The 24784-nt window shown below is 73.5% G+C and carries 20 protein-coding genes; 8 read left to right on the forward strand and 12 right to left on the reverse strand.

Annotated elements, in window-relative coordinates:
* The first annotated feature begins 73 nt into the window (after positions 1-73).
* On the forward strand, positions 74-367 hold the full coding sequence (locus IEY78_RS17415; protein WP_189099256.1) for a hypothetical protein: 294 nt from the start codon (positions 74-76) through the stop codon (positions 365-367).
* Positions 368-382: 15 nt separating this feature from the next.
* On the opposite strand, the gene IEY78_RS17420 is transcribed toward IEY78_RS17415, so the two are convergent.
* Positions 383-1462 carry a rod shape-determining protein gene (locus tag IEY78_RS17420; protein ID WP_189099258.1) on the reverse strand — a complete coding sequence of 360 codons (1080 nt, stop codon included), beginning with the start codon at positions 1460-1462 and terminating at the stop codon, positions 383-385.
* A gap of 172 nt (positions 1463-1634) precedes the next feature.
* Entirely contained in the window at positions 1635-3797 is a 2163-nt protein-coding gene (locus IEY78_RS17425; protein ID WP_189099260.1) for an FUSC family protein, read from the reverse strand.
* A 268-nt stretch (positions 3798-4065) separates the two neighbouring features.
* On the opposite strand from IEY78_RS17425, the gene IEY78_RS17430 reads away from it, so the two are divergent.
* The gene (locus IEY78_RS17430) at positions 4066-5085 is read left to right on the forward strand and encodes an alpha/beta hydrolase (protein ID WP_189099262.1); all 1020 of its coding nucleotides are present in this window, start codon (positions 4066-4068) and stop codon (positions 5083-5085) included.
* Positions 5086-5142: 57 nt separating this feature from the next.
* Here the strand turns inward: IEY78_RS17430 and IEY78_RS17435 are convergent, their stop codons facing one another.
* From IEY78_RS17435 to iolC, 8 genes are all read right to left on the reverse strand, one after another.
* On the reverse strand, positions 5143-6003 hold the full coding sequence (locus IEY78_RS17435) for an ABC transporter permease (RefSeq protein ID WP_189099264.1): 861 nt from the start codon (positions 6001-6003) through the stop codon (positions 5143-5145).
* Positions 6000-8702 carry an alpha/beta fold hydrolase gene (locus IEY78_RS17440; RefSeq protein ID WP_189099266.1) on the reverse strand — a complete coding sequence of 901 codons (2703 nt, stop codon included), beginning with the start codon at positions 8700-8702 and terminating at the stop codon, positions 6000-6002. The genes IEY78_RS17435 and IEY78_RS17440 overlap by 4 nt, the downstream gene beginning before the upstream one ends.
* Positions 8703-8849: 147 nt before the next feature.
* Positions 8850-9404, reverse strand: coding sequence for a GNAT family N-acetyltransferase (locus tag IEY78_RS17445; RefSeq protein WP_189099268.1), 555 nt, complete (start codon positions 9402-9404; stop codon positions 8850-8852).
* Positions 9405-9606: 202 nt separating this feature from the next.
* Positions 9607-11100 (reverse strand): CoA-acylating methylmalonate-semialdehyde dehydrogenase, encoded by a 1494-nt coding sequence (locus IEY78_RS17450; RefSeq protein WP_189099270.1) that lies wholly within the window; start codon positions 11098-11100, stop codon positions 9607-9609.
* A 37-nt stretch (positions 11101-11137) separates the two neighbouring features.
* Positions 11138-13021: a 3D-(3,5/4)-trihydroxycyclohexane-1,2-dione acylhydrolase (decyclizing) gene (gene iolD / locus IEY78_RS17455; RefSeq protein WP_189099272.1), complete on the reverse strand. Its 1884-nt coding sequence runs from the start codon at positions 13019-13021 to the stop codon at positions 11138-11140.
* Positions 13018-13914, reverse strand: coding sequence for a 5-deoxy-glucuronate isomerase (iolB, locus tag IEY78_RS17460; RefSeq protein WP_189099274.1), 897 nt, complete (start codon positions 13912-13914; stop codon positions 13018-13020). The genes iolD and iolB overlap by 4 nt, the downstream gene beginning before the upstream one ends.
* Positions 13915-13944: 30 nt before the next feature.
* Entirely contained in the window at positions 13945-14832 is an 888-nt protein-coding gene (locus IEY78_RS17465) for a Cgl0159 family (beta/alpha)8-fold protein (protein WP_189099276.1), read from the reverse strand.
* Between the two features lie 68 nt (positions 14833-14900).
* Complete coding sequence (iolC, locus tag IEY78_RS17470) at positions 14901-15902, reverse strand: 5-dehydro-2-deoxygluconokinase (protein ID WP_189099278.1); 1002 nt, start codon at positions 15900-15902, stop codon at positions 14901-14903.
* A 556-nt stretch (positions 15903-16458) separates the two neighbouring features.
* Here iolC and IEY78_RS17475 point away from each other — a divergent pair.
* The 5 genes from IEY78_RS17475 to IEY78_RS17495 all read left to right on the forward strand — a co-directional run bounded on the left by IEY78_RS17475 (position 16459) and on the right by IEY78_RS17495 (position 21588).
* Positions 16459-17379, forward strand: coding sequence for a sugar phosphate isomerase/epimerase family protein (locus IEY78_RS17475; protein ID WP_189099280.1), 921 nt, complete (start codon positions 16459-16461; stop codon positions 17377-17379).
* A 355-nt stretch (positions 17380-17734) separates the two neighbouring features.
* A complete protein-coding gene (locus IEY78_RS17480) occupies positions 17735-18754 on the forward strand; it encodes a Gfo/Idh/MocA family protein (protein WP_189099282.1) in 1020 nt (339 codons plus the stop codon).
* A 366-nt stretch (positions 18755-19120) separates the two neighbouring features.
* Entirely contained in the window at positions 19121-20530 is a 1410-nt protein-coding gene (locus tag IEY78_RS17485) for a sugar porter family MFS transporter (RefSeq protein ID WP_189099284.1), read from the forward strand.
* Positions 20531-20621: 91 nt separating this feature from the next.
* The gene (locus IEY78_RS17490; protein WP_229700011.1) at positions 20622-20990 is read left to right on the forward strand and encodes a peptidoglycan-binding domain-containing protein; all 369 of its coding nucleotides are present in this window, start codon (positions 20622-20624) and stop codon (positions 20988-20990) included.
* Positions 20991-21393: 403 nt separating this feature from the next.
* Positions 21394-21588 carry a helix-turn-helix transcriptional regulator gene (locus tag IEY78_RS17495; protein ID WP_189099287.1) on the forward strand — a complete coding sequence of 65 codons (195 nt, stop codon included), beginning with the start codon at positions 21394-21396 and terminating at the stop codon, positions 21586-21588.
* 73 nt (positions 21589-21661) lie between these two features.
* Here the strand turns inward: IEY78_RS17495 and IEY78_RS17500 are convergent, their stop codons facing one another.
* Positions 21662-22756: a LacI family DNA-binding transcriptional regulator gene (locus IEY78_RS17500; protein WP_189099288.1), complete on the reverse strand. Its 1095-nt coding sequence runs from the start codon at positions 22754-22756 to the stop codon at positions 21662-21664.
* 189 nt (positions 22757-22945) lie between these two features.
* Between IEY78_RS17500 and IEY78_RS17505 the strand changes: the two genes are divergently transcribed.
* Positions 22946-23977 (forward strand): Gfo/Idh/MocA family protein, encoded by a 1032-nt coding sequence (locus IEY78_RS17505; RefSeq protein WP_189099289.1) that lies wholly within the window; start codon positions 22946-22948, stop codon positions 23975-23977.
* A 6-nt stretch (positions 23978-23983) separates the two neighbouring features.
* Here IEY78_RS17505 and IEY78_RS17510 read toward each other — a convergent pair whose 3' ends face one another.
* Positions 23984-24637, reverse strand: coding sequence for a DedA family protein (locus IEY78_RS17510; protein WP_189099290.1), 654 nt, complete (start codon positions 24635-24637; stop codon positions 23984-23986).
* Positions 24638-24784 lie beyond the last annotated feature (147 nt).

Below are 24784 nucleotides of genomic sequence, written 5' to 3' on the forward strand. Positions count from 1 at the left end.
CCCCGCGCCCCGTCCGTCGCCAGGTCCGTTCCGTATCCGGCCCGTGCCCGCCCTCGCGTGGAGAATTCACGGCATGCCGACACCTGACACCGCCCCGGAGCAGGGAGCACCGCTGCACGTCGAGATCGTCCGCGACGGTGTCCCGACGCCCTTCGACGCCGAGGAGGTCCGGGTCACGCTGCCCAACGGCATCGTCTTCCGCCTGTACCCGGGGCAGGATCCCGCCGGCTCCGTCGTGGCGGACGTTCCGTGCGGCGGGCCGGACGCCGACGAGTTCGCCGCCTTCGTGCTGCGGCCGGGCGCCTCCAACCTCTTCCTCATCAACGCGGAACGGCACGGGCGCCGCACCGCGGAGGAGGGCGGCTGACCGGGGGCCCCTCCCCTACAGCCGTACCGACTTCCTCGGCTGCTGCTTGGCGCCGGTCAGCAGGCCGTGCAGGCTGGCGAACTCGTCGACGCACTTGGCGGTGCCGTTGACCACGCAGTCCAGGGGCTCGTCGGCGACCGTCACGGGGACGCCCATCTCCTGGCGCAGCCGCTGGTCCAGGCCGCGCAGCAGGGCGCCGCCGCCGGTGAGGGCGATGCCGTGCTCGACGATGTCGCCGGAGAGCTCCGGGGGGCACTCGTCGAGGGTGCGGTGGACGGCCTGGACGATCGCGTCGACGGGTTCGGCGAGGGCGTCGCGGATCTCCTCCTCGGTGATCTCCTGGATCCGGGGCAGTCCGGTGACGTGGTCGCGGCCGCGGACCGTGTAGGAGGTGGGGCGGTCCTCCTCGCCGTCCTCGTCGGTGCCGACGGGGGTCCAGGCGGCCGAGCCGATCGCGATCTTGATGTCCTCGGCGGTGCGCTCGCCGATCGCCAGGTTGTGCTTCTTCTTGACGTAGGAGGTGACGGCGGCGTCCAGGGCGTCCCCGGCGACCCGTACGGACTGGGCGGTGACCAGGCCGCCCAGGGAGACGACGGCGACCTCGGTGGTGCCGCCGCCGATGTCCACCACCATGCAGCCCACCGGCTCGTCCACCGGGAGGCCGGCGCCGATCGCGGCGGCCATCGGCTCCTCGATGAGGTGCACCTCACGGGCGCCGGCGCCCTTGGCGGAGTCGACGACCGCGCGCCGCTCGACGCCGGTGATGCCGGACGGGACGCAGATGACCACCCGCGGCCGGGAGAAGCGGCGGCTGGGCAGGGCCTTCTTCATCAGGGCCCGCAGCATCCGCTCGGCGGCGTCGAAGTCGGCGATCACGCCCTCTCTGAGCGGGCGCATCGCGGTGATCCCGGACGGCGTGCGGCCGATGGTCCGCTTGGCCTCCTCGCCCACCGCGATCACCTCGCCGGCGGCGTTGACCGCGACGACGGACGGCTCGTTCAGCACCACGCCCTTGCCGCGGGCGTACACCAGGGTGTTGGCGGTGCCGAGGTCGATGCCTATGTCATACGTACCGGACGAAGTGCTGGACGCCATGGGGGGTTCGTGTGCTCTCTGGAGAGGGGAGGGAAACCTGGGGCATTGCACCGCAGACAACCCCATGGGCTACCAATGGCGTTCAATGCGGGCAACTCATAAGACTACCGGGGGCTCGGAATGGTTCCCGACGCCGCGTTCCACCGACTCCACCACCCCCTCGTCCGCCGCCTCATCCGCCACCGTTCCTCTCCGTGCCGTCTGCCCCGCCGCGTGCCGTGTCATGTGCGGTGCCAGGTGCCTCGTCCCCCGGGGCGCCGTCCGCTTCGGCGGGCTCCCGGGACAGCGCCTCGGCGAGGTCGTCGAGGGCGTCGACGAGCAGGTCCGCGGCGCGCAGGGCGACGCCGCGGCTCTCGTCCTCCGCGTCCCACCTCTCCCATACGGCCCGCAGCTCGCTCCAGTTCACCTCGCCCCGTTCCCGGACCGCTTCGGTGGCCTCCTCCAGGGAGGCGCGCAGTTCGAAGGCGAAGGCGGTGGCGCCGGGTGAGGCGTCCGCGTCCCGCTCGGGGAGATGGACCTCCAGGATCATGGTGACCCGGCCCATGGTGGCCAGCGCGGCGCCGGCCGCCTTCGCCGAGGCGCGGGACAGCCCGCGGTGGCGCACCGGCTCCTTCTCGGCGCGGGCCTCGCTCTCCTCCCAGGCCGCGCGGGCCGCACGGGAGTCCAGCAGGGCGTCGCGGATCTGCCGGGGGCGGCGCTCGGCGGGCGTGGCGTAGAGGTCGAACACGGCCAGCGCGTAGTGCCCGTTGGCCGCGAGCCAGTCGGCGAGGCCGTCGCGGAGCCGGGGCGTCTCCCAGGCCGGGAACAGCGCGTACGACAGCATCGCGAGCAGCCCGCCGACGAGGGTGAGCACCACACGTTCCTGGACGGTCTGCTGCCAGCCCGCACCGGCGATGCCGAGCAGGAAGACCACATAGGCGGCCACGCACGCCGAGGTCACCGAGAAACCGGTCCGCATCAGCAGATACATCAGCGCCACGCAGACCACGGCCAGCGCGGCGCTGACGTACAGCCCGGGGTGGGCCAGGGCCATCAGCCCGCCCGCGACGCCGACGCCGACGAGGGTGCCGATGAAGCGGGCCACGCCGCGCGAGTAGGTCTGCGCGAAGTCCGGGCGCATCACCATGACGGAGGCGAGCGGCGCCCAGTAGCCGTGGCCGAACGGGAGCACGGTGCCCAGCAGATAGCCGGCGACGGCGACGGCGGCGACCCGCAGCGCGTGCCGCAGGACATGGGAGGACCAGCGGGCCTCGCGGTGCAGGGCGCGCAGCGCGACCGGCACCAGCCGCGGGACGCTGGGGCGCAGCAGATGGCCGCGTTCGCCCTCGGTGGTGGGGCGGGTGGCCTCGACCGGCTCGTCGGTGAGTTCGACGGCGTCGGCGAGCAGGGAGATCAGGCGGTAGGCGGAGCGGCGGGCGGCGCCGTGCAGCATCGGGCCGGTGGCGGGGACTTCGAGGACGGCCATCGCCTCGGGCGGCAGCCGCACCGGCCTGGCGTGCCGCACCGCGTGGGCGACGGCGTCCAGGACGGTGCCCGCGGCGCCCAGCAGATCGCGGGCGCGGTCCCGCTCGGGCCCCTCCAGCGGGGCGCCGACGACCGGGTCGGCGAGGGAGGCGAGGACCGGGCGGACGCGTTCGGCGAGGCCGCGCGGGCCGTGCAGCTGGACGGGGCGCCGCCTGGCCTGACGCGGGGTCACGGCGGAGGCGATCCGGGCGTCCATCAGGGGCGCCGGGTCGAACGGGGCGACCGGGTCCTGCCGCAGCCGCCGCGCGTAGTCCGCCTCGGCGGCCAGCGCGTCGGCGAGCGCGTCGCGCTGCACGCCCCACGGACGGACCGGGAAGACCACGATGAGGGTGGCCTGCACGAGGCCGCCGAAGAAGATCAGGGCGGCGTGCTGGAGCGCGCCGAGGACGGATGTCGGCAGGGTGACGGTGACCAGCATGATCGCCACGGTCTGGGTGCCGGCCAGCCCGGCGACCGGGCCGATCGCCCACGCCATCCCGGCCAGGAACGTCCAGCCGGCCAGCAGCAGCATGAAGGCGAGGAGGTGGGCGGCGGCCAGATAGCCGAGGAAGGTGGAGACCGCCAGCGCGCCGGCGACGGCGAGCGCGAGCACCGGGCGCGGCCGCATGCTCCGCTGGAAGGTGACGATGCCGGAGGAGAACGCGCCGAAGGCGGAGGACACCGCGAGCGTCGGATCGCCGCGCCACAGGCACAGGCCGATGACCAGGGCGACACCGACCGAGCCGCGGATCGCGATCAGGGGCGTGAGCTTGGTCCGCTCGATGGTCAGCCCCGAGCGGGCGGCGTCCTTGAGCGCACGCGACCAGGTCATGGCGACGAGGATACGGGCCGCGGCCGGGGGTTCCCGGAGGGCGCCGGCGGACGGTGTGTGGGCCCGGCCCGCCCGGCCGACCGGGAAAATCCCGGTAAACCACCCTTCTGTTGACCGTAAAACATCCCAGGTCAGGAAGGGGATCCTCGACTTCCGGGCGCATCGTGCGACGAAGCCGACACCCCGGAACGGAAACCAGGCGCCGCCCCGGGGCCCTCTTGCTGGTCAGCCCGGACCACCCCCGGGTGTTCGGCAAGGAGAAAGCCCCGTGCACAAAGCCCTGTTCCGTCCGGTGATCGCGCTGATCGCCCTGACCGTCCTCGCCGCCACGGCAGGCTGCGGCACCGGCGCCTCCCAGGCCTCCGCGCCCGTCAGCTTCGGGCCCAAGACCAGCGCCGCGCTGCACCGCACCCCCGCGGGCAGGCACTCGCTGGTGCAGTGGCCCACCCGGCCGATCAACTTCACGGAGGAGAGCCGGGTCGGCGGGGCCGGCCAGAACACCCCGATCGGGGTGACCACCCTGCACGGCCCCAAGTCGGGCTTCACCGGCAAGGTGTGGGTGTGGGCGCCGCCGGAGTACTACGAGAAGCGGAACGCGAACAAGGGCTTCCCCGTGATGGAGGCGCTGCCCGGCTCCTACGGCTTCCCCGTCAACTACTGGATCGGCTCCGACCTCAAGCTGGAGGAGAGCCTCGCCCAGTGGTCCAAGGACGGCACCAGCCTGCCGTTCATCGTCGTCATGCCGGTGCTCAACCCCAACGACAAGCAGTACTACGACGGCAGCGACATACCGGGCCAGCCGAAGATCGGCACCTGGCTCAGCAAGGACGTGCCCGACCTCGTCCGGCAGAACTTCCGCACCCTCAAGACCCGCGACGCCTGGGCGATCATGGGCTCCTCCTCGGGCGGGTTCGCGGCGCTGAAGAACGTGCTGCAGAACCCGGAGACGTTCAAGATGGCGATACCCAACGGCCCGGACATCGTGCCCGACTCGCCGCTGTGGAACGGGCACGCCAAGGAGGAGCGGGAGAACAACCCGGAGGTGCTGGCCCGCCGGCTGATCGCCCGCGGCGGACCGCCGGTCTACGTCGCCTTCCAGGACGGCTCCCGGGAGAACACGGTGCTGCCGAAGGTCCGGAAGTTCATCTCCCAGTACGGCCACGGGCCGGTGCACACCCGGCTCCAGATCGTGCCGGACGGCACCCACAGCGCGGCGACCTACGTCCAGGGCCTGGGCGAGGGCACGATGCGGTGGGTCAGCGCGCGGATGACGGGGCCGACCGCCTGACCGGGCGGGCGCCGGCGGCCCGACCCGGCCGCCGGCCGCCCGCCGTCCGGCGCCCCGTCAGGACACCACGTCCTTGCGGGCGAAACCGCGGAACGCCAGCGCGCACAGCACCAGCGCGCAGGACACCGAGACCGCCGAGCCCTGGATCATCCCGGACCACTCCGGCCGGGGCTGCAGGGCGTCCACCCAGGCGTACTGCCAGTGCGCGGGCAGCGCCGCGCGCCAGCCGCCGAGCGCGGTGACCTGGTCGAGGACGTTGCCGGCGATGGTCAGCCCGACGGCGCCGCCGACCGCGCCCAGCGGCGCGTCCGTCACCGTCGACAGCCAGAACGCCAGCCCCGCGGTGACCAGCTGGCTGACGAAGACATAGCCGGCGACCACCGCCAGCCGCCCCACCGCCTCCCCCGCGGGCAGCGCGCCGCCGGTGGGCAGTTGCAGCGGCCCCCAGCCGTACGCGGCGGTGCCGACGCCCAGCGCGACCAGCGGCAGCAGCAGCATCGCGGCGGCGCTGAACCCCAGCCCCACGGTGAGCTTGCTCAGCAGCAGCCGGGCCCGCGGGACCGGCGCGGCCAGCAGATAGCGCAGCGAGGCCCAGCTCGCCTCCGAGGCGACCGTGTCACCGCAGAACAGCGCCACCGGCACCACCAGCAGGAAACCCGCCGAGACGAACAGGGCGGTGGCGGTGAAGTTGGCCCCCGAGGCGGTCGCGGCGTCCATCAGGGTGATCCGGCCGTTGCCGCGGCCGCCCGGGTCACCGCCGACCGCGAACGCCACCAGCAGCACGAACGGCAGCAGCGCCAGGACCGCGGCGACCACCAGGGTGCGCCGGCGGCGCAGCTGGCGGCGGGCCTCCACACGCAGCGGCAGGGTGCGGCGCGGGCGGTAGCCGGGCGCCCGCGCCGCCGGGGTCGCGGTCATCGGTCCCCTCCGATCAGGGTGAGGAAGGCGTCCTCCAGGCGGCGGTGCGGGCCGAGACGGTCCACGGCGATCTCCAACCGGAGCAGTTCGGTGAGCAGTTGGGTGGCGTTCGCGCCGTCCAGCCGGACCAGCAGCCCGTCCTCGGCGCGCACCGCCGAGGCGACGCCGGGCAGCGCGCCGACCTTCTCCACCACGGCGTCGGAGACCTCGTCCGCGACGCCGACCAGCAGGGTGTCGCCGGAGCCGGTGATCTCGGCGACCGGCCCGGCCGCCACCAGCCGCCCGCCGTCCATGACGACCAGATGCGTGCAGCTCTGCTCGACCTCGGACAGCAGATGGCTGGAGACGATGACGGTGCGTCCGGCGGCCGCGTAGCGGATCATGACGTCCCGCATGGCCCGGATCTGCGGCGGATCGAGCCCGTTGGTGGGCTCGTCGAGGATCAGCAGCTCCGGCAGCCCCAGCATGGCCTGGGCCAGCGCGAGCCGCTGCCGCATGCCCTGCGAGTAGGTGCGCACGGCGCGCTGCAGGGCGTCGCCCAGCCCCGCGATCTCCAGTGCCTCGTCGAAGTGGGCGTCGTCGGCCGGCCGGCCGGTGGCCTGCCAGTACAGATCGAGGTTGGCGCGGCCGGACAGATGCGGCAGGAAACCCGCGCCCTCCACGAACGCGCCGACCCGCGACAGCACCGCGGCGCCCGGCCGCACCGCCTGCCCGAAGATCCTGATCTCGCCCTCGTCCGGCGTGATCAGCCCCATCAGCATCCGCAGGGTGGTGGTCTTGCCGGCCCCGTTGGGCCCCAGCAGACCGAGCACCTGCCCCTTCTCCACCCCGAACGACAGATCCCGCACGGCGTAGCCCGCGGCGGACTTCGCGTAGCGCTTGCTCAGTCCGCTGATCCGCAGCGGGACCTCGGCCAGCGCCGGGTCGGGGGCCGGTGCCGCGCCCCGGCGGCGGCCGGTGAGCAGCAGCAGCCCGGCGAGCACCGCGGCCCCGGCGGGCAGCGCCCAGGTCCAGGCGGGCAGCGGGGCCGGCGCGGTACGCACCCGGGGCGCGGTGGGCACCTCGATGCCGCCGCCCCGCAACGAGACGGTGTAGGAGGCGGGTTCGGCCGGCGAGGCGTAGCCGAGGTCGGTGGACGACAGCACCAGCCGCAGCCGGTGGCCGGCCGCGAACTCGTGGTCGACGGCGGGCAGCCGCAGCTTCACGGTCCGGCCGCCGCCGTCGCCGGTGCCCTTGAGCCGGTACGGCGTGACGAGCTGGGACGGCAGCTCCTGGCGGCGGCCGTCCGGCGCGACGTCGTAGACCTTGGCGAACAGCACCGCGTCCGGGGTGTCGGACCGTACGTGCACGGTGGCGGTGGGGCTGCCGGTGAGCCGCACGGGGGTGCGCAGCGGCGCCGAGACGAACCGGGCGTACTGGCCGGCGAAGTCCAGGGACAGGCCGCCCGCGCCGAGTTCGGAGAGGTTGCCGAGCGCGCCGACACCGGGCACCGCGGAGATCGCGGGCGGCCCGGCGCCGGGCGGGTTGCCGAACGTCTGGGGGCGGCCGGCCAGCCGGATGTGCCGGGGGTCGTTGTCCAGGCCCGGGTAGCGGTCCGCGCCGGCGCCGCGCAGCCGCGCCGTGCCGTTGGTGGAGTCCACTCCCCCGGTGCGGCTGATCCGGAACGCGGGCCCGGTGTCCGTGTGCCGGTCGCCCTTCAGGTAGCGGTCGAACCAGAGCTTGGTGCGGACGTCCAGCCGGCCCATCTCCCGGTCCCCGCCGTCGTGCCCGCCGGCGATCCAGTCGACGTCGACGGGCGCGCCGTTGTGGCGCACCGCCCGCCGGATCGCGTCGGCCTGGTCGAGCGGGAACAGCGAATCGGTCTGGCCCTGCATCAGCAGCGTCGGCACCTTGATGCGGTCGCCGACGGCCTTGGGGCTGCGGCTCTCCAGCAGCTTGCGGGCCGCGGCGTCGGGCCGGCCGTTGACGGCCACCCGCTGGTACATCCGGCACAGCTCGGGCTCGAACCGCCCGCAGCCGGGTTCGGCGGGCGGGCCGGTCGGCGTGCGGGTGGCGGTGCCGGCCGAGCCGGTGGTGAAGAAGATCCCGGCCCACAGCTTCTTGAACACGCCGTGCGGGAACAGCGCGTCGGCCAGGTTCCAGTAGGTGATCTGCGGGGCGATGGCGTCCACCCGGCGGTCGTGGCCGGCCGCCAGCAGCGAGATCGCGCCCCCGTAGGAGCCGCCGGCGACGCCCACCCGGGGGTCGCCCGGCTTGTCCAGCTGGACCTCCGGGCGCCGGGCCAGCCAGTCGATCATCCGGCGCACATCGGCGACCTCGCCCCGCGGATCGTTCAGGCCGATCTTCCCGGTGGACCGGCCGAAGCCGCGCGCCGACCAGGTCAGTACGGCGTATCCGTGCCGGGCCAGCCGCTCGGCCTGCGGGCGGAGGTTGGCCTTGCTGGCGCCGAAGCCGTGCGCGAGCAGCACCGCGGGGCGGCGCCCGGTGGCGCTGCCCGCGGTGAAGAAGGAGGTGTCGATCCGTACGTGCCGCGTGCTGCCGGGCCGGTCCGGCATCGTCATGAACCGGTCCTCGCGGTGCACGGCGGGTGCGGCGTCCGAGGAGGCGGACGCCCAGGTGCCGCCCCCTATGAGGACGGCCAGCGCGCCCACGAGGGCGTACAGGCGCCGTCCACGCGTTCTGAGGGCTCGGAGTTCCATGCCCCGATCCTAAGGACGGGCCCCGGCGCTCCCCCGGCCCCCCGGGCCGACCCCGCCGGCCTCCCCGGGGAGTAGGGTTCGCCGGCCCGGTACCACGGAGGGGTATCCGGCCGGCGCGCCCAGTGGGACCTCACGCCCGGCAGGACCTCACGCCCGGCCGGGCGCCGTCACGCGGAAGTACGCGTGAGTGTCGTCACTCCGCCAGCGCTCCAGTCCGGCGTTCTCCAGGACGCGGCCGGACGCCGGATTCCCCAGCTCGATGTCCGCGCACACGGTGTGCACGCCCGGTGCGGTCAGGGCGAACGCCACCAGGGCCCGCGCGGCCTCGGAGGCGTAGCCGCGGCCCCGCCGGGACGGCACGATGCCGTAGCCGAACGCGACCGAACCCTCGGCCGGCGGCCAGAACAGCCCGATGGCGCCGACCACCAGGCCGCTGTCCCGCTCCAGGATCTGCCGCTGGCCGTGGACGCCGCGCGCGGCGGGCGTCTTCGCGGTGAATCCGGCGATGACGCGGTCGCCCTCGGCGGGGAAGTCCGGGGCCCAGTGCGGCTGCCGCGTCCCGTCGAGGACGGCGGCGAGGTCCCCGTCGGACCAGGGGCGCAGCAGCAGCCGTGCGGTGCGCAGGTCGGCGTCCGCGGCGGCAGAGGCGGAGGCGGCGGGCTCGTGCGGGGCCCGGGGCTGCGGCGGCGGGGCGGCGGACATGGTCACTCCTGGTCGTCGGGCCCGGGGCCCGGGCGGCGCCGCACCGTACCAACCGGCCCGCGCCCGGGGACAGTTGTTTTCCCCGGCCGGTCCGAGCGGCCCCGGACAGGACGGACCCCCGGCGGCGGAGAGCCGACCGGGGGTCCGTCAGAAAACCGGGAACCCGTCAGGGCATTCGTCGGGGAACCCGTCCGGGCGACCCTCAGTGGTTGCTGGGGAAGCCCAGGTTGATGCCGCCGTCCGACGGGTCGGGCCAGCGGGTGGTGACGACCTTGCCGCGGGTGTAGAAGTGCACGCCGTCGTTGCCGTAGATGTGGTGGTCGCCGAAGAGCGAGTCCTTCCAGCCACCGAAGGAGTGGTAGCCCACCGGCACCGGGATCGGCACGTTCACGCCGACCATCCCGGCCTCGACCTCCATCTGGAAGCGGCGGGCCGCGCCGCCGTCCCGGGTGAAGATCGCGGTGCCGTTGCCCCACGGCGAGCTGTTCATCAGCGCGATGGCCTCGTCGTAGGTCGCCACCCGCACCACGGCCAGCACCGGGCCGAAGATCTCGTCGCGGTAGGCGTCCATCTCGGGCGTGACGCGGTCGAGGAGGGAGATCCCCAGCCAGTGGCCGTCCTCGTAGCCCTCGACGGTGAAGCCAGTGCCGTCGATGACGACATCGGCGCCCTGGGCCGCCGCGCCGGTGACGTACGAGGCCACCTTGTCGCGGTGCACCTTGGTGATCAGCGGGCCCATCTCGGAGGCCGGGTCGTCGCCCGGGCCGATCCGCAGCTGGTCGGCGCGCTCCTTGATCTTGCCGATCAGCGGGTCCGCGGTCTCCCCGACGGCCACGACGACGGAGATCGCCATGCAGCGCTCGCCCGCCGAGCCGTAGGCGGCGTTGATCGCCGAGTCCGCGGCCAGGTCGAGGTCGGCGTCCGGCAGCACCAGCATGTGGTTCTTGGCGCCGCCCAGCGCCTGGACCCGCTTGCCGTTGGCGGTGCCCGTGGTGTGGATGTAGCGGGCGATGGGCGTCGAGCCGACGAAGGACACCGCGGCGACGTCCGGGTGCTCCAGGATCGCGTCGACCGCGACCTTGTCACCGTTGACGATGTTCAGCACCCCGTCGGGCAGCCCCGCCTCGGCCGCCAGCTCGGCCAGCTTGAACGCGGCGCTGGGCACCTTCTCGCTCGGCTTGAGGACGAAGGTGTTGCCGCAGGCGACGGCCAGCGGGAACATCCACATCGGCACCATCGCCGGGAAGTTGAACGGCGTGATGCCGGCGACCACACCGAGCGACTGGCGGATCGACGCCACATCGACGCGGGTGGAGACCTGCGTGGACAGCTCACCCTTGAGCTTCTCGGGGATGCCGCACGCCAGCTCGACGATCTCCAGACCGCGGGCCACCTCGCCCAGCGCGTCGGAGTGCACCTTGCCGTGCTCGGCGGTGATCAGCCGCGCGATCTCCTCGCGGTGCGCGTCGATCAGCTCGCGGTAGCGGAACAGCACCGAGGTGCGCTTGGCCAGCGAGCTGGTGCCCCACGTCCGGAAGGCCTCCCTGGCGGCGCCCACCGCCGCGTCGACCTCGTCGACCGAGGCGAAGGCGACCTGCTTCTCCTGGGCGCCGGTGGCCGGGTTGTAGACCGGACCGAAGTTGCCCGAGACGCCCTCGACGGGCTTGCCGCCGATCCAGTGGTTGATGGTCTTCATGCGGGGCCCTTTCCGGGGTGACGACGTCGGGCGGTGTTCAGAGGTGACGGCGGCGACCGGCGGCCTGCCGGTCGTACGCCTGGCGGGCCGCGACCGCCGCCGGCCGGGTCGCGGTCTCGGCAACAGGTACATCCCACCAGGCCTGCGCCTCCGGTGCGCCCGGCACAGTGTCAGCCGTTTCGGTCTCGACATAGACACATGTGGGCCGCTTCGCGCCACGCGCCTCGCCGAGCGCGGCCCGCAGCTCGGCGACGGTCGCCGCCCGGATGACGTGCATGCCCAGCGAGGCGGCGTTGGCGGCCAGATCGACCGGCAGCGGCGCACCCGTGTACGTGCCGTCCCCGGCCCGGAAGCGGTACGCCGTCCCGAACCGCTCCCCGCCGGTCTGCTCGGAGAGCCCGCCGATCGAGGCGTAGCCGTGGTTCTGGAGCAGGACGAGGGTGAAGGGCAGGTTCTCCTGGACGGCGGTGACGATCTCGGTGGGGTTCATCAGATACGTGCCGTCGCCCACCAGCGCCCACACCGGCCGCCCCGGCGCGGCCAGCCGGACCCCGATCGCCGCGGGGATCTCATAGCCCATGCAGGAGTAGCCGTACTCCAGGTGGTACTGCCTGCGGGACCTCGCGCGCCACAGTTTGTGCAGGTCACCGGGGAGGGAGCCGGCGGCGTTGATGATCACGTCGGTGTCGTCGACCAAGGCGTCCAGCACGCCGAGGACCTGCGTCTGGGACGGCCGCACCGAGTCGTCCGGCGCGGCGTAGGCGGCGTCCACCCGGCGCTCCCACTCCTGCTTCGCCGCCGTGTAGCCCTCCTCGTACGCGGGCGCGACGCGGTGGCCGGACAGCTGGGCGCCGAGCGCCTCCAGCCCGGCGCGGGCGTCCGCGACGAGGGCGGTGGCACCGAGCTTGTGGGAGTCGAAGGCGGCGATGTTGAGGTTGACGAAGCGCACGCCGGGCGCCGCGAACAGCGTCGAGGAGGCGGTGGTGAAGTCGGTGTAGCGGGTGCCGACGCCGATCACCAGGTCGGCCTCGCGGGCCAGCGCGTCGGCGGTGGCGGTGCCGGTGTGGCCGATTCCGCCCACGTCGGCGGGGTGGTCGTGGCGCAGCGAGCCCTTGCCGGCCTGGGTGGACGCGACCGGGATGCCGGTGGCGCCGGCGAAGTCGCGCAGCGCGTCCTCGGCCTCCGCGTGGTGCACCCCGCCGCCGGCGATCAGCAGCGGCCGGCGGGCGGCGCGGATCAGGCGGACCGCCTCGGCGAGGGCCTCCGCGTCGGGCGCGGGCCGCGGCACGCGCCAGACGCGGTCGGCGAAGAACTCCTCGGGCCAGTCGTACGCCTCGGCCTGCACATCCTGCGGCAGCGCGAGCGTGACGGCACCGGTGTCGACCGGGTCGGCGAGCACCCGCATCGCCTGCAGCGCCGCCGGGATCAGGGCCTCGGGCCGGGTGACCCGGTCGAAGTAGCGGGAGACCGGCCGCAGCGCGTCGTTGACCGACACATCGCCCGCGTGCGGCACCTCCAGCTGCTGGAGCACCGGATCGGCCGGCCGGGTCGCGAAGACATCGCCCGGCAGCAGCAGCACCGGCAGCCGGTTGACGGTGGCCAGCGCGGCGCCGGTCACCAGGTTGGTCGCGCCGGGCCCGATGGAGGTGGTGACGGCCTGCGCGGACAGCCGGTCGCACTGCCGGGCGTAGCCGACGGCGGCATGCACCATGGCCTGCTCGTTGCGGCCCTGGAGGTAGGGCAGCGCCTCACCGGACTCCAGCAGGGCCTGGCCGAGACCGGCGACGTTGCCGTGGCCGAAAATGCCCCAGCAGGCGCCGATCAGGCGGTGCCGCCGCCCGTCCCGCTCGGTGTACTGGTGGGCGAGGAACTCGACCAGGGCCTGGGCGACGGTGCGGCGGCGGGTCGTCGGGGCGTTCATCGGGCGTCTCCTGCGGGCGCTTCGTAGAGGGGGAGGCGGGCGTCGACCGGCTGATCGGGCCAGGTGCCGCGGATCCAGCCGTGATCGGGGTGATCGCAGATCAGCCACTCACGGGTCTCCCCCGGGCCGGCCATCACATTGAGGTAGTACATGGCGTGCCCGGGCGCGGCGATGGACGGGCCGTGCCAGCCGTCGGGAATCAGCACGGCGTCGCCGCTGCGGACCTCGGCGAGCACATCCGTGCCGCGGCCGCGCCCGGACGGGCTGACCCGCTGATAGCCGACCCCGTCCGTGCCGTGCGACGGCTCGATCTCGAAGTAGTAGATCTCCTCCAGCTCCGACTCCTCCCCCGGGCGGCACTCGTCGTGCTTGTGCGGCGGGTAGGAGGACCAGTTGCCGCCGGGCGTGAGCACCTCCACCGCGATCAGCCGGTCGCACTCGAAGGTGCCCGCCGCGCCGAAGTTGTTGACCTGGCGGGAACAGCTGCCGGTGCCCCGCAGCTCCACGGGGACGCCGGAGGCCGGACCGTACCGGGCGGGCAGCCGCCGCGCGCAGCGGGCACCGGTCAGCGCGAACCGGCCGCCGGCGCCGGAGGCCAGCCGGACCTGCGCGTCGCGCGGCACGTACGCGAAGTCCGTGACGCCAGCGAACACGCTCTTGCGACCGGCGAGTTCGAAGACCTCGCCGTCATCGGTCCGCACCGTGCAGCCGCCGGACAGCGGCAGCACGATCCACTCGCTGTCGCCGGTGGCGAAGGAGTGGTCGCCGCCGGGCGGCAGGTCGAGGACGCGCAGCGAGGAGTACCCCCAGCCGGCCCGCTCGGGGTCGATGTCCAGCACGTACGGGCCCGCCTCGGCGGCCGCGTCGGCCTTCAGGTGGAATTCAGTACCCATGTGTCGAGTCTCCTGCGGAAGTCGGGGCGATCACAGCAGGCCCACGGCGGTGTCCACGGCGGCGGCCACGTCCCCGTCCGCGGGGTAGAGCAGGGAGCGGCCGACGACCAGCCCCTGCACCGTCGGCAGCCGCAGCGCCTTGCGCCACTTCTCGTAGGCGGCCTCCTGGTCCCGGACGGTGGATCCGATGTCGCCGCCGAGCAGCACGGTGGGCAGCGTGGTGGTCTCGCAGACCCGGGCCATCGCCTCGGGATCGTCGGTGACCGGCAGCTTGAGCCAGGTGTAGGCGGAGGTGCCGCCGAGGCCGGAGGCGATGGCCACGGAGTGCGTGACGGCGTCGGCCCCGAGGTCGTTGCGGACCCTGCCCTCCCTGCGGGAGGACAGGAACGGCTCGACGAAGACGGGCAGTTGCCGCTCGGCCATCGCGTCGATGGCGCGGGCAGTGGTCTCCAGCGTGGTCAGCGAGCCGCGGTCGGCGTAGTCGATGCGCAGCAGCAGCTTGCCGGCGTCGAAGCGCAGCCGGGCGAGGTCCTGCGGCCGGTGGCCGGTGAACCGGTCGTCCATCTCGAAGGACGCCCCCGCGATGCCGCCCCGGTTCATCGACCCCATCACGACCTTGCCGTCCAGGGCACCGATCAGCAGCAGGTCCTCCAGGATGTCGGCGGTGGCGAGCACCCCGTCCACACCGGGCCGCGACAGCGCGAGCACGAGGCGTTCCAGCAGGTCGAAGCGGTTGGCCATGGCCAGCTGCCGGTCACCGACGGCGAGCGCGCCACGGGCCGGGTGGTCGGCGGCGACGATCATCAGCCGGCCGCTGTCGCCGACGAGCGGGCGGCGGGTGCGGCGGGCGGCGGCCTCCGCGACGGCTTCGGGGTGCCGGGCCCGCAGCGTCGCGAGGTCACTGATCCGAGGAGTCAAGGCTCAACTCACCTTCTTGAGTGCACAGGTGGGGCGGGCGGAGGCCGAGTCGCGCGCGGCCACCGGGGTCACCGGCCCGCGAGGAACGCGTCGACCTCGCCGGGCCCGGGCATCGCCGAGGAGCAGGCCAGCCGGCCGGCGACCAGGGCTCCGGCGGCGTTGGCGTAGCGCATCATCGGCTCCAGGTCCCAGCCGGCCAGCAGGCCGTGGCAGAGCGCCCCGCCGAACGCGTCACCGGCACCGAGGCCGTTGACGACCTCGACGGGGGTGGGCGGCACCTCGGCGGTGCGCCCGTCGCGGTGCACGGCGAGGACGCCCTTGGGCCCCTGCTTGACGACGGCGAGTTCCACGCCCATGTCCAGCAGGGCCCGGGCGCAGTCCCCGGGCTCGCGCAGCCCGGTGGCGACCTCGGCCTCGTCGACATTGCCGACCGCCACGGTGGCGTGCCGCAGCGCGGCCTCGTAATACGGACGGGCGGCGGCCATCGCCGCGGCACCGCTCGCCCCGCCGTCCCCGGAGGCGCCGCCCTCGCCTCCCCAGAACATCGGCCGCCAGTCGAGGTCGAAGACGGTGGCGCCGCCCGCCGGGGACCCGGCGCGGGCCTCCAGCGCGGCGAGCGTGGCGCCGCGGCTGGGCTCCTCGCACAGCCCGGTACCGGTGATCCAGAAGATCCGGGCCGCCGCGATGGCCTCCCGGTCCAGCTCCTCGGGGTGGATGACCAGGTCGGGGGCCTTGGGACGGCGGTAGAAGTACAGCGGGAAGTCGTCCGGCGGGAAGATCTCGCAGAAGGTGACCGGCGTCGGGTGGTCGTCGACGGCGGTCACCCAGCGGTCGTCGACCCCGAAGTCACGCAGCGCCTGGTGGAGGTAGTCGCCGAACGGGTCCCGTCCGGTACGGCTGATGACCGCGCTGCGACGGCCGAGCCGGGCCGCGGCAACCGCGACATTGGTGGCGGACCCGCCGAGGAACTTCCCGAAGGTCTCGACCTGGGCCAGCGGCACACCGGTCTGCAGCGGATAGAGATCCACCCCGATGCGGCCCATGGTGATCAGGTCGTACGGCTCGGTCATGTGCGCCCCTTCGGGTCAGCCGGCGCGGCGGGTTCAGCGGGTTCGGCTCTGAGGAAAGGTCTAACGGGGAGAACCAGACCCTGTCAATACTTTGTCCTTACATACTGACGTCAAGCAGAACTACACCCGAGCGCGGCAAGAAAGGGGCGGCGTACCTATGAAGGGGCACGCAGCGGTCACCCGAGCACCGCCGACGAGCCACTCCCGAACACCGCCGACAGCCGCCCCGCGCGCCCCACCAGCTCGCCACGCACCACCGGCGACCGCACCAACCGCCCCTCTGCCACCCCAACCCTCACCCGGCCCGGCGCACCCCCGGCGCCCCTCCGACTTCCACTCGGCGCACACCCCCACCACCCCCTCCGACGACCTCCAACCCCCGCCCGGCGCACGCTCCGGCGCACCCCGACACGCACCCCACCTACCCCACAAAGTCCTTAAGTCCTTATGTCAGGACGAAGTCTTGACACTCCCCGGGGCGGCAGAGAGGCTGTGCCCCACAACCCCACCCCAGCGCCTCCCGGTCACCGCCGACCGGCGAGAGGAGAGCCGCAGCATGTCCGCTTCCCATGCCGCCCCGCCCGTCCTGGACCGCCTCCGCATCGGCTCCGCACCCGACTCGTGGGGAGTCTGGTTCCCCGAGGACGACCAGCAGGTCCCCTGGCAGCGCTTCCTGGACGAGGTCACCGGGGCCGGCTACGAGTGGATCGAGCTGGGCCCGTACGGGTACCTGCCCACCGACCCCGCCGTGCTGCGCGACGAGACCGCCCGCCGCGGCCTGAAGGTCTCGGCCGGCACGATCTTCACCTCCCTGCACCACGGCCCGGCCGTATGGGACAAGACCTGGGCGCACGTCTCCGAGGTCGCCACCCTCACCCGGGAGATGGGCGCGGGACACCTCGTCGTCATCCCCTCCTTCTGGCGGGACGACAAGACGGCCGAGGAGCTGGAGCCGCGCGAGCTGACCGCCGAGCAGTGGACGCACCTGACGACCGGCACCGAGCGCCTGGCCGCGCGCGTGCGGGACGAGTTCGGGCTGGACATCGTCGTGCACCCGCACGCCGACACCCACATCGACACCGAGGAACACGTCGAGCGCTTCCTGCACGCCACCGACTCCGACCTGGTCAACCTCTGCCTGGACACCGGCCACTACGCCTACTGCGGCGGCGACAGCGTCAAGCTCATCCGCACCTACGGCGAGCGGATCGGCTACCTCCACCTCAAGCAGGTCGACCCGGACATCCTCGCCGACGTGGTCGCCAAGGGCACCCCCTTCGGGCCCGCCGTCCGACAGGGCGTGATGTGCGAGCCGCCGCTGGGCGTGCCCGCGCTGCCGCCCGTCCTGGAGGCCGCCCAGGAGCTGGACGTCGACCTCTTCGCCATCGTCGAGCAGGACATGTACCCCTGCCCGCCCGACCAGCCACTCCCCATCGCCGAGCGCACCCGCCGCTTCCTCCGCTCCTGCGGCGCCTGAACCACCCGAGCCGCCCGGAGCCCCCTGACTTCTCGGGCCCGCCGTCCCGGCCCCTCGGGTCCGTCGGGGCACCTGGGCCTGGCCCGGCCACAGCCCCTCGAACCTTCAACCCCCTCAAGCCCCTCAAGCCCCTCGGGCTCGCCCTGGGCCATTCTGGAGCGCGTGACTGGAGCGCGTGCGTCTGCCGCGTGACGCCTCCTCCTCATACCCCGGCAACGATTACGGAGAGTAATTAGTTTCCAGAGTACAGCACACTCTCCGTAGCAAGTAAGGCTTCGTGGCGAGCGAGGCGAGTAGGGCGAGCAAGGCTTCGTAGCAAGCAAGGACACGTAGTGAGTAAGGACGTGAGGACGACATGACTTCGCTGGGAACGCTCGGTGTGGCGGTCATCGGTACCGGCCGCATGGGGGCCGATCACGTGCGCCGGATCGATGAGGTGATCAGCGGTGCCCGGGTGGCGGCCGTGGTCGACATCGACGCGGCCCGTGCCAAGCGCCTCGCCGACGGCATCGAGGGGTGTACCGCCTACACCGACCCGGTCGCCGCCATGGACGACCCCGCCGTGGACGCCCTGCTGATCGCCTCGCCGGGGCCCGCGCATGAGGCGACGCTGCTGGACGCCTTCGCGCGCGATCTGCCGGTGCTGTGCGAGAAGCCGCTGACGCCGGACGCGGCCTCCGCGCTGCGGGTGCTGGAGGCCGAGCGGGCGCTGGGGCACCGCCGGGTCCAGGTGGGTTTCATGCGCCGCTACGACGCCGGCTACCGCAGCCTCAAGTCCCTGCTGGACCAGGGTGCTTACGGCCGTCCGCTGATGCTGCACAACAAGCACCGCAACGCCGACACCCCGCCCGGCTTCACCAACGCGATGATGATCAACGACTCGGTCGTGCACGAGATCGATGTGACCCGCTGGCTGCTGGACGACGAGATCACCGCCGTGCGGGTGCTGCGCCCGGCGCCCACCGGGAACGCGCCCGAGGGCCTCAGCGACCCGCAGCTGATCCTGTTCGAGACCGCGGGGGGCCGGGTCGTGGACACCGAGCTGTTCGTCAACTGCGGGTTCGGCTACCAGGTCAGCTGTGAGGCGGTCTGCGAGGGCGGCACCGCCAGGATCGGCGACGACCACGGGGTGTTCAGCAACGCCGCGGGCCGCTGGGGCGGTGCCGTCCCGCCCGGCTTCGTGGAGCGCTTCGAGGAGGCCTACGACCGGCAGGTGCAGCGCTGGGTGCACGCCACCCTGCGCGGCGAGGTCGAGGGCCCCAGCTGCTGGGACGGCTATGCCGCGGCCGCGGTGTGCGAGGCGGGCGTGCGCGCCCAGTCCACCGGCGAGCGGGTGGCCGTCGAACTGATCGAACGACCCGCCCTCTACCGCTGAGGCCCCCGCCCCGTAATCGCTGAGCCCCGCCCTGTACCGCTGAGCACCGCCCCGTACCGCTGAAGCCCAGCCGTCCCCGAGCGCCGCCACCGCCTCGCCACACCCGCCGCGCCGAGCCACAGCCACGTCACCCGCCACCCCAGCCACACCCACCCACCGAGCCACCGCCGCCCCGCCACCGCTCCACCGCCCCACCGAAAGGCCCCGCACCGTGCACCTCGCTCCCGGCGCAGTCCGGCGCCACCACACCGCAACGCCCATACGCCCCACACAGTCCATACGTCCCGCCCCACCCGTAAGGCCCGCACCACCCGTACCTCCCGCCCCGCCCACCGGTTCGGCCACCGCCTCGGGCCGGAGCTGATGATGGCCGCCCCGACCAGCCGGCTCGCGCCCGCCGGCCCGACCGCCGCCGCGCGAAGCGCCCGTGGTGCCAGGCGCTTCCTCGTCGCCATCGCCGCCGTCGCCGCCCTGGGCGGTGCGCTGTTCGGCTACGACACCGGGGTGATATCCGGTGCCCTCCCCTTCATGGAGGACCACTTCGGGCTCACCTCCCTGGGGGAGGGCGTCATCACCAGCGCGCTGCTGATCGGCGCGGCCTTCGGTTCGCTGCTCGGCGGGCGGATGTCCGACGCGCTGGGGCGGCGCAACTCCCTGTTGTGGGCGGGCGCGGTGTTCATCGGCGGCGCGCTGGCCGTCGCGCTCTCGCCGGGTGTCGCGGTGATGACCGTGGCGCGCTTCGTGCTCGGGCTCGCCGTCGGCAGTGCCTCCGTGATCACCCCGCTCTACCTCTCCGAGATCGCGCCTCCGCACATCCGCGGCCGGCTGGTGTCGTTCAACTCGCTGATGATCGTCAGTGGTCAGCTGCTCGCGTATCTGATCAATGCGGTGCTGGCGCACTGGGCGGCCTGGCGGTGGATGCTGGGGCTGGCCGCGCTGCCGGCGGTGGCGCTGTTCGCCGGGCTGTTCTTCCTGCCGGACACCCCGCGCTGGTACGTCAGCAAGGGCCGTCGCGACGAGGCGGCGCGGGTGCTGGGCCGTACGCTGCCGGCCGGGGACGTGCCCGCCGAGCTGGCCCGTATCGATCAGGCCCGCACGCTGGAGGACGACGCCCGGCGGGGCGCCTGGCAGGAGTTGCGGACCCCGTGGGTGCGGCGGTTGCTGCTGGTCGGTATCGGGCTGGCGGCGGTCCAGCAGATCACCGGTGTCAACGCGGTGGTGTATTTCGCGCCCAAGATCCTGGCGTCGACGGGGCTGGGGACGGGTGACTCGATCACGGCCACGATCGCGGTGGGTGTCGTCTCGGTGGTGGCCACCGCGGTCGGGATGTCGTTGATCGACCGGGTCGGCCGGCGGCCGATGCTGCTCAGCGGCCTGGCCGGGATGACCGTTTCGCTCGCCCTGCTCGGTGCCGCCTTCCGGCTTCCGCACTCCACGGCGGTCAGTTTCCTGGTTCTGGGTCTGATGGTGCTCTACATGGCGTTCATGCAGGCCACGTTGAACACCGGGGTCTGGCTGCTGCTGGCGGAGATGTTCCCGCTGCGGGTCCGGGGGCTGGCCATGGGCGCCGCGGTGTTCGTGATGTGGCTGGTCAACTTCGGGGTGGCGCTGGCCTTCCCGCTGCTGCTCGACGCGGTGGGCGCCGGTACGACGTTCTGGTTCTTCGGTGTGATGTGCGTGGTGTCCCTGGTGTTCTGCCGCCGGTTCGCGCCGGAGACGAAGGGCCTGGCGCTGGAGGACCTGGAGGACGAGTTGCGCAAGGTGGCGTACGGGTAGGGAGATTGACGGTCGGTCATCGCAACCGTACGGGGTGTGTCCGGCGTCCTTGCGGGTGGAATCACATCCAACGGGGGAAACGGTGGAAATCGTGAATGTCCATGCAAGCAGTCGCGCCCTCACCCGCATCGCCGTCCTGACCGCGAGCGCGGGCCTGCTCACCGCGGGCCTGCTGACCGGTCCGGCGTCCGCCGCGGAGCGGTCCGCCCAACGGCCCGACACGCTGGCGGCCTGCGCCTACTACAACGGGAGCGCCCTGACCGTCTACGGTCAGCGCGGCGACCGCGTCTCGCAGGTGCAGTGCCTGCTGGCGAACCGCCGCTATCTGCGCTGGGGCGAGGTGACCGGGTACTTCGGTCCCAAGACCCTGGCCGCGGTGAAGAAGTTCCAGTCCCGGCAGCATCTGACCGCCAACGGCAAGGTCGACAAGAAGACCTGGCACGCCCTCTATTACGCCTGATCGGCGTCCGGTATCACGCCTGATCGGCGTCCGGCGGGTCCGTAGTTCACAGGTGGCGGGCCGGTTCCCTTTCCGGGAGCCGGTCCGCCACACGGCCGTTCGGGCACGCGGCTCCCCGGCCGTGGCTCCCCGCCCGCGGCGCACCGGCCGACGGGCCCACCACCGCCTTGCCCCGCCGCCCACATCACCCAGCCCCGACCGCGTCCCGTCCGCGTCACAGCCATCCGGCGTGCGTCACGGCTGTCACCGTTGCGCGGGGCTTCCGTCACAGCCGTTCAACAGCCCCTCCCCGGCGGTTACTCCGTGTCGTTGTCCAGGCACAGGGTGAGTGATCACCAGGCCGTCGCGGCCCCTGCCGGCTCCCCCGGGCCGAGCTGCGTACGGCGCTCAGGAGGTGGCAGAGATGACCGACCGCAAGCTCTGGTCGTACAAGGAGATCGCCGCGCACATCCAGGTGCAGCCGGACACCGTGCGCTCGTACCGCAAGCACGGGCTGCTGCCCGAACCGGATCTGGTGGAGGGCGGGAAACCGTTCTGGTTCGCCGATACCGTCAGAGCGTGGGTGGCGCGTCGGCCGGGCCAGCGCGGCCGCCGCTGAGCGCCACCGGACCGGCCCGGCCGACGCCGGGCGCCGCCCGCTCGGCCCCCCAAGAACCCGGCCGCGCGGCGGCTCAGACGGCCCCGGGCGGTGCCGTCGAGCCTCTGATCTCCAGTGCCGGGGCGACGAGTTGGTGTCCCGCCGGGGCGTCCGGGCGGGCCATGCGGTCCAGGAGGCAGCGTGCCGCGCGCCGGCCGACCTCGTGACTGGCGTTGTTCACGGAGTTCAGCCAGAGGTGGCGGATGCGGGCGAGGTAGGTGTTGTCGTAGCCGACGAGGGACAGGTCGGCGGGGACGTCCAGGCCGAGTTCCTGGGCGGCGGACAGTGCGCCGACGCAGGAGATGTCGTTGAACGCGAAGACGGCGGTGGGGCGTTCGGTGGGGGTGCGGCGGGTGGTGCGCGGGGGGCCGAGCAGGCGGACGGCGGCGCGGTAGCCGCCCTCCTCGGTGCCGTCGCCGCTCTCCACGACGGCGTGCGCCGCCAGGCCGTGGGAGCGCATGGCGGTCTCGAAGCCGCGCCGGCGCCGCTCGCCGACCGGTCCCTGTCCGGCGATGTGGGCGATCCGGCGGTGGCCGAGGCCGATGAGGTGTTCGGTGGCGAGCCGGGCGCCGTGTTCGTCGTCGTTGGCGACGAGGTCGGTGTGCGGCAGGCGGGGTTCGTGGTTGCCGGCGATGACGGTCGGCAGCCGCTCGGCGGCCTCGGCGAGGCCGGTGGTGTCGGGAAGGGTGCCGACGACGACGAGGCCGTCGACGCGCAGTTCCTGGAAGGTGCGCGCGAAGTCGTGGCCGGCGCGCCGGTCCAGCCGTCCGTCGGCCATCAGCATGCGCAGGTCGTGGGCCTGGAGCAGGGAGTTGAGGCCGTCGAGCACTTCGACGAACCAGGGGTTGCGCATGTCGTTGAGCAGGACGCCGACGGTGCGGGTGCGGCGGGCGACGAGGCTGCGGGCGGCGGCGTTGGGGCGGTAGCCGAGTTCGTCGATGGCGGCCAGCACGGCCTGCCGTTTGGCGTCGCTGACGCGTGGTGAGCCCTGGAGCACGAGGGAGACCAGTGATTTGGAGACACCGGCGCGTGCGGCGACGCCGCGGATCGTCGGGGGGCGGTCCGCGCCCGGCCGGGTGCCGGGCCGTTCGCCGGGTGGCGCCTCGGCGCGCTTGTTGGACCGTTCCATGAACGGAAATCCTTCCACCGGTCCGGGAGGGCGTCAATGCGGCGCCGGAAAGCCCCTGCGGAATGGTTGACATGCGGAGATCGGGAGCTGCAAGGTGCCGGGGAAGAGAGCGTTGGACCGTTCCAATCGACGCGCCTGCGGCGAGGCCCCCGGCGCTCTCCCCCTCCCTCCCCGGAAAGGATCCGCCGCATGAAGATCGGCCTGATCGGTACGGGGCGCATCGGCGCCTTCCACGCCCGGACCCTCCTCGGCGTCCCGGGCGTCACCGGCCTCGTGGTCGCGGATGTGGACACCGCGCGCGCCGCGTCGCTGGCGGACACCCTCGGCGTCCGTGCCGCGCCCGGCATCGAGGAGATGTACGCGGACGGCCTGGACGGGGTGGTGATCACCGCCGCGACCGGCGCGCACGCCCCGCTGATCCATCAGGCCCTGGATGCCGGGGTGCCGGTGTTCTGCGAGAAGCCGGTGGCGCCGGACGTGCCGGGCACCGTGGGCGTGGTGGAGCGGGCGCGGGCCTGCGGGGTGCCGGTGCAGATCGGTTTCCAGCGCCGCTTCGACGCGGGCTATCGCGCCGCCCGCGCGGCGCTGCGCTCCGGCGAGCTGGGCTGGCTGCACACCCTGCGCGCCTGCACCAGCGACCGGACGCCGCCGCCGGCCGCCTATATCCCCACTTCCGGGGGGCTGTTCCGGGACTGCAGCATCCATGACTTCGACATCCTGCGCTGGCTCACCGGCCGGGAGGTGGTCTGGGTCTGCGCCCAGGGCGCGAACCGCGGTGCGTCCTTCTTCGCCGACGGCGACGATGTCGACACCTGTGCGGCGCTGCTGCGCTTCGACGACGACACGCTGGCCACGGTCACGGCGACCCGCTACAACGGCGCGGGCCACGATGTCCGGCTGGAGGTGTGCGGGTCGGAGGGCACCCGTGTGGTGGGGCTGGACGACCGGGCGCCGCTGCCGTCCGCCGAGGCGGGGCTGTCGTGGCGGCGGGCGGCCGAGCCGTACGCCACGTTCATGGAGCGCTTCCATGACGCCTACGTCGCCGAGTTGGGCGCCTTCACCGAGGTCGCCGCGGGGCGGGTGGCGAGTCCGTGCGCGCCGGCGGAGGCGCTGGAGGCGCTGTATGTGGCGGAGGCGTGCGAGCGCTCGCGGCGTATGGGTGCGCCGGTGGCGGTGGCGGAGGTCCGGGCGGGTGCGGGCGGGGCGTTGTCGGGCGGCTGAGGGGCGTCAGTGCGCGGTCGCGGTGGACGGCCGGCCGCCGCCGCGCTCCTCCCCGTCGCTCTTGCGGGGCCCGCCGCCCTCGCTCTCGCCGCTCTCCTCCGGCGGGGTGCGCAGGGTGCGGCGGCGGGCGGCCCACTGGATCGCGGCGCCCACGGTGGCGACGGCACAGGAGACGCCGAAGCCGATGCCGGCGGCGTAGAGGGGGCGGCCGGCGGCGGCGCTGCCGAGGTAGCCGAGGCCGACGGAGTAGGTCGCCCAGCTCGCTTCGGCGATGGCGGCGCCGAGGGCGTATTTGCGCAGCGGGTAGCGCAGTACTCCGGAGGCCAGGGCGCCGGCGATCCGGCCGCTGGGCAGGAAGCGGACGACGATCACGAAGGGCAGGCCGTAGCGCTGGATGCGGCCGGAGGTCCAGTCGAGCAGGGCGCGGCGGCGGGGGTTGCGGCGCATCCAGGAGCGGACGGGGCCGCCGAAGCGCCGTGCGCCCAGGTACATCAGCAGGTCGCCGAGGAGTGCGCTGCCGGCGACGACGACGAGGACGAGGGGCAGGAACGCCTCGCCGCGGGAGGCGAGGACGCCGGCGGTGACGAGCAGGGCGGAGTTGGGGACCAGTGGCGGCAGGGTGGTGAGCACCAGCAGGCCGTACAGGGCGAGTACGTCCATCCGGCCGCCTCCTCGGATTGGCCCCGAGTCCGTACCTTCCCAGGCTGACGTGTGGTGGGGCGTGCGGCAACGCGGTGCGGTGCGGCGCGTGGGGCGGTGTGCGGGGCGAAGGCTGGAATTGATACCCCCTAGGGGTATAAGCTGCCC

The organism is Streptomyces kronopolitis (assembly GCF_014646275.1).
Taxonomy (GTDB): domain Bacteria; phylum Actinomycetota; class Actinomycetes; order Streptomycetales; family Streptomycetaceae; genus Streptomyces; species Streptomyces kronopolitis.

Excerpts from the sequence above, each read along its gene's own strand:
- IEY78_RS17495 (WP_189099287.1), top strand. The coding sequence starts at position 21,394 with ATGACCGACCGCAAGCTCTGGTCGTACAAGGAGATCGCCGCGCACATC.
- IEY78_RS17445 (WP_189099268.1), bottom strand. The coding sequence starts at position 9,404 with ATGTCCGCCGCCCCGCCGCCGCAGCCCCGGGCCCCGCACGAGCCCGCC.
- IEY78_RS17485 (WP_189099284.1), top strand. The coding sequence starts at position 19,121 with ATGGCCGCCCCGACCAGCCGGCTCGCGCCCGCCGGCCCGACCGCCGCC.
- IEY78_RS17425 (WP_189099260.1), bottom strand. The coding sequence starts at position 3,797 with ATGACCTGGTCGCGTGCGCTCAAGGACGCCGCCCGCTCGGGGCTGACC.
- IEY78_RS17420 (WP_189099258.1), bottom strand. The coding sequence starts at position 1,462 with ATGGCGTCCAGCACTTCGTCCGGTACGTATGACATAGGCATCGACCTC.
- IEY78_RS17480 (WP_189099282.1), top strand. The coding sequence starts at position 17,735 with ATGACTTCGCTGGGAACGCTCGGTGTGGCGGTCATCGGTACCGGCCGC.
- IEY78_RS17500 (WP_189099288.1), bottom strand. The coding sequence starts at position 22,756 with ATGGAACGGTCCAACAAGCGCGCCGAGGCGCCACCCGGCGAACGGCCC.
- IEY78_RS17415 (WP_189099256.1), top strand. The coding sequence starts at position 74 with ATGCCGACACCTGACACCGCCCCGGAGCAGGGAGCACCGCTGCACGTC.
- IEY78_RS17435 (WP_189099264.1), bottom strand. The coding sequence starts at position 6,003 with ATGACCGCGACCCCGGCGGCGCGGGCGCCCGGCTACCGCCCGCGCCGC.
- IEY78_RS17440 (WP_189099266.1), bottom strand. The coding sequence starts at position 8,702 with ATGGAACTCCGAGCCCTCAGAACGCGTGGACGGCGCCTGTACGCCCTC.
- IEY78_RS17450 (WP_189099270.1), bottom strand. The coding sequence starts at position 11,100 with ATGAAGACCATCAACCACTGGATCGGCGGCAAGCCCGTCGAGGGCGTC.
- IEY78_RS17510 (WP_189099290.1), bottom strand. The coding sequence starts at position 24,637 with ATGGACGTACTCGCCCTGTACGGCCTGCTGGTGCTCACCACCCTGCCG.
- IEY78_RS17505 (WP_189099289.1), top strand. The coding sequence starts at position 22,946 with ATGAAGATCGGCCTGATCGGTACGGGGCGCATCGGCGCCTTCCACGCC.
- IEY78_RS17475 (WP_189099280.1), top strand. The coding sequence starts at position 16,459 with ATGTCCGCTTCCCATGCCGCCCCGCCCGTCCTGGACCGCCTCCGCATC.
- iolB (WP_189099274.1), bottom strand. The coding sequence starts at position 13,914 with ATGGGTACTGAATTCCACCTGAAGGCCGACGCGGCCGCCGAGGCGGGC.
- iolD (WP_189099272.1), bottom strand. The coding sequence starts at position 13,021 with ATGAACGCCCCGACGACCCGCCGCCGCACCGTCGCCCAGGCCCTGGTC.
- iolC (WP_189099278.1), bottom strand. The coding sequence starts at position 15,902 with ATGACCGAGCCGTACGACCTGATCACCATGGGCCGCATCGGGGTGGAT.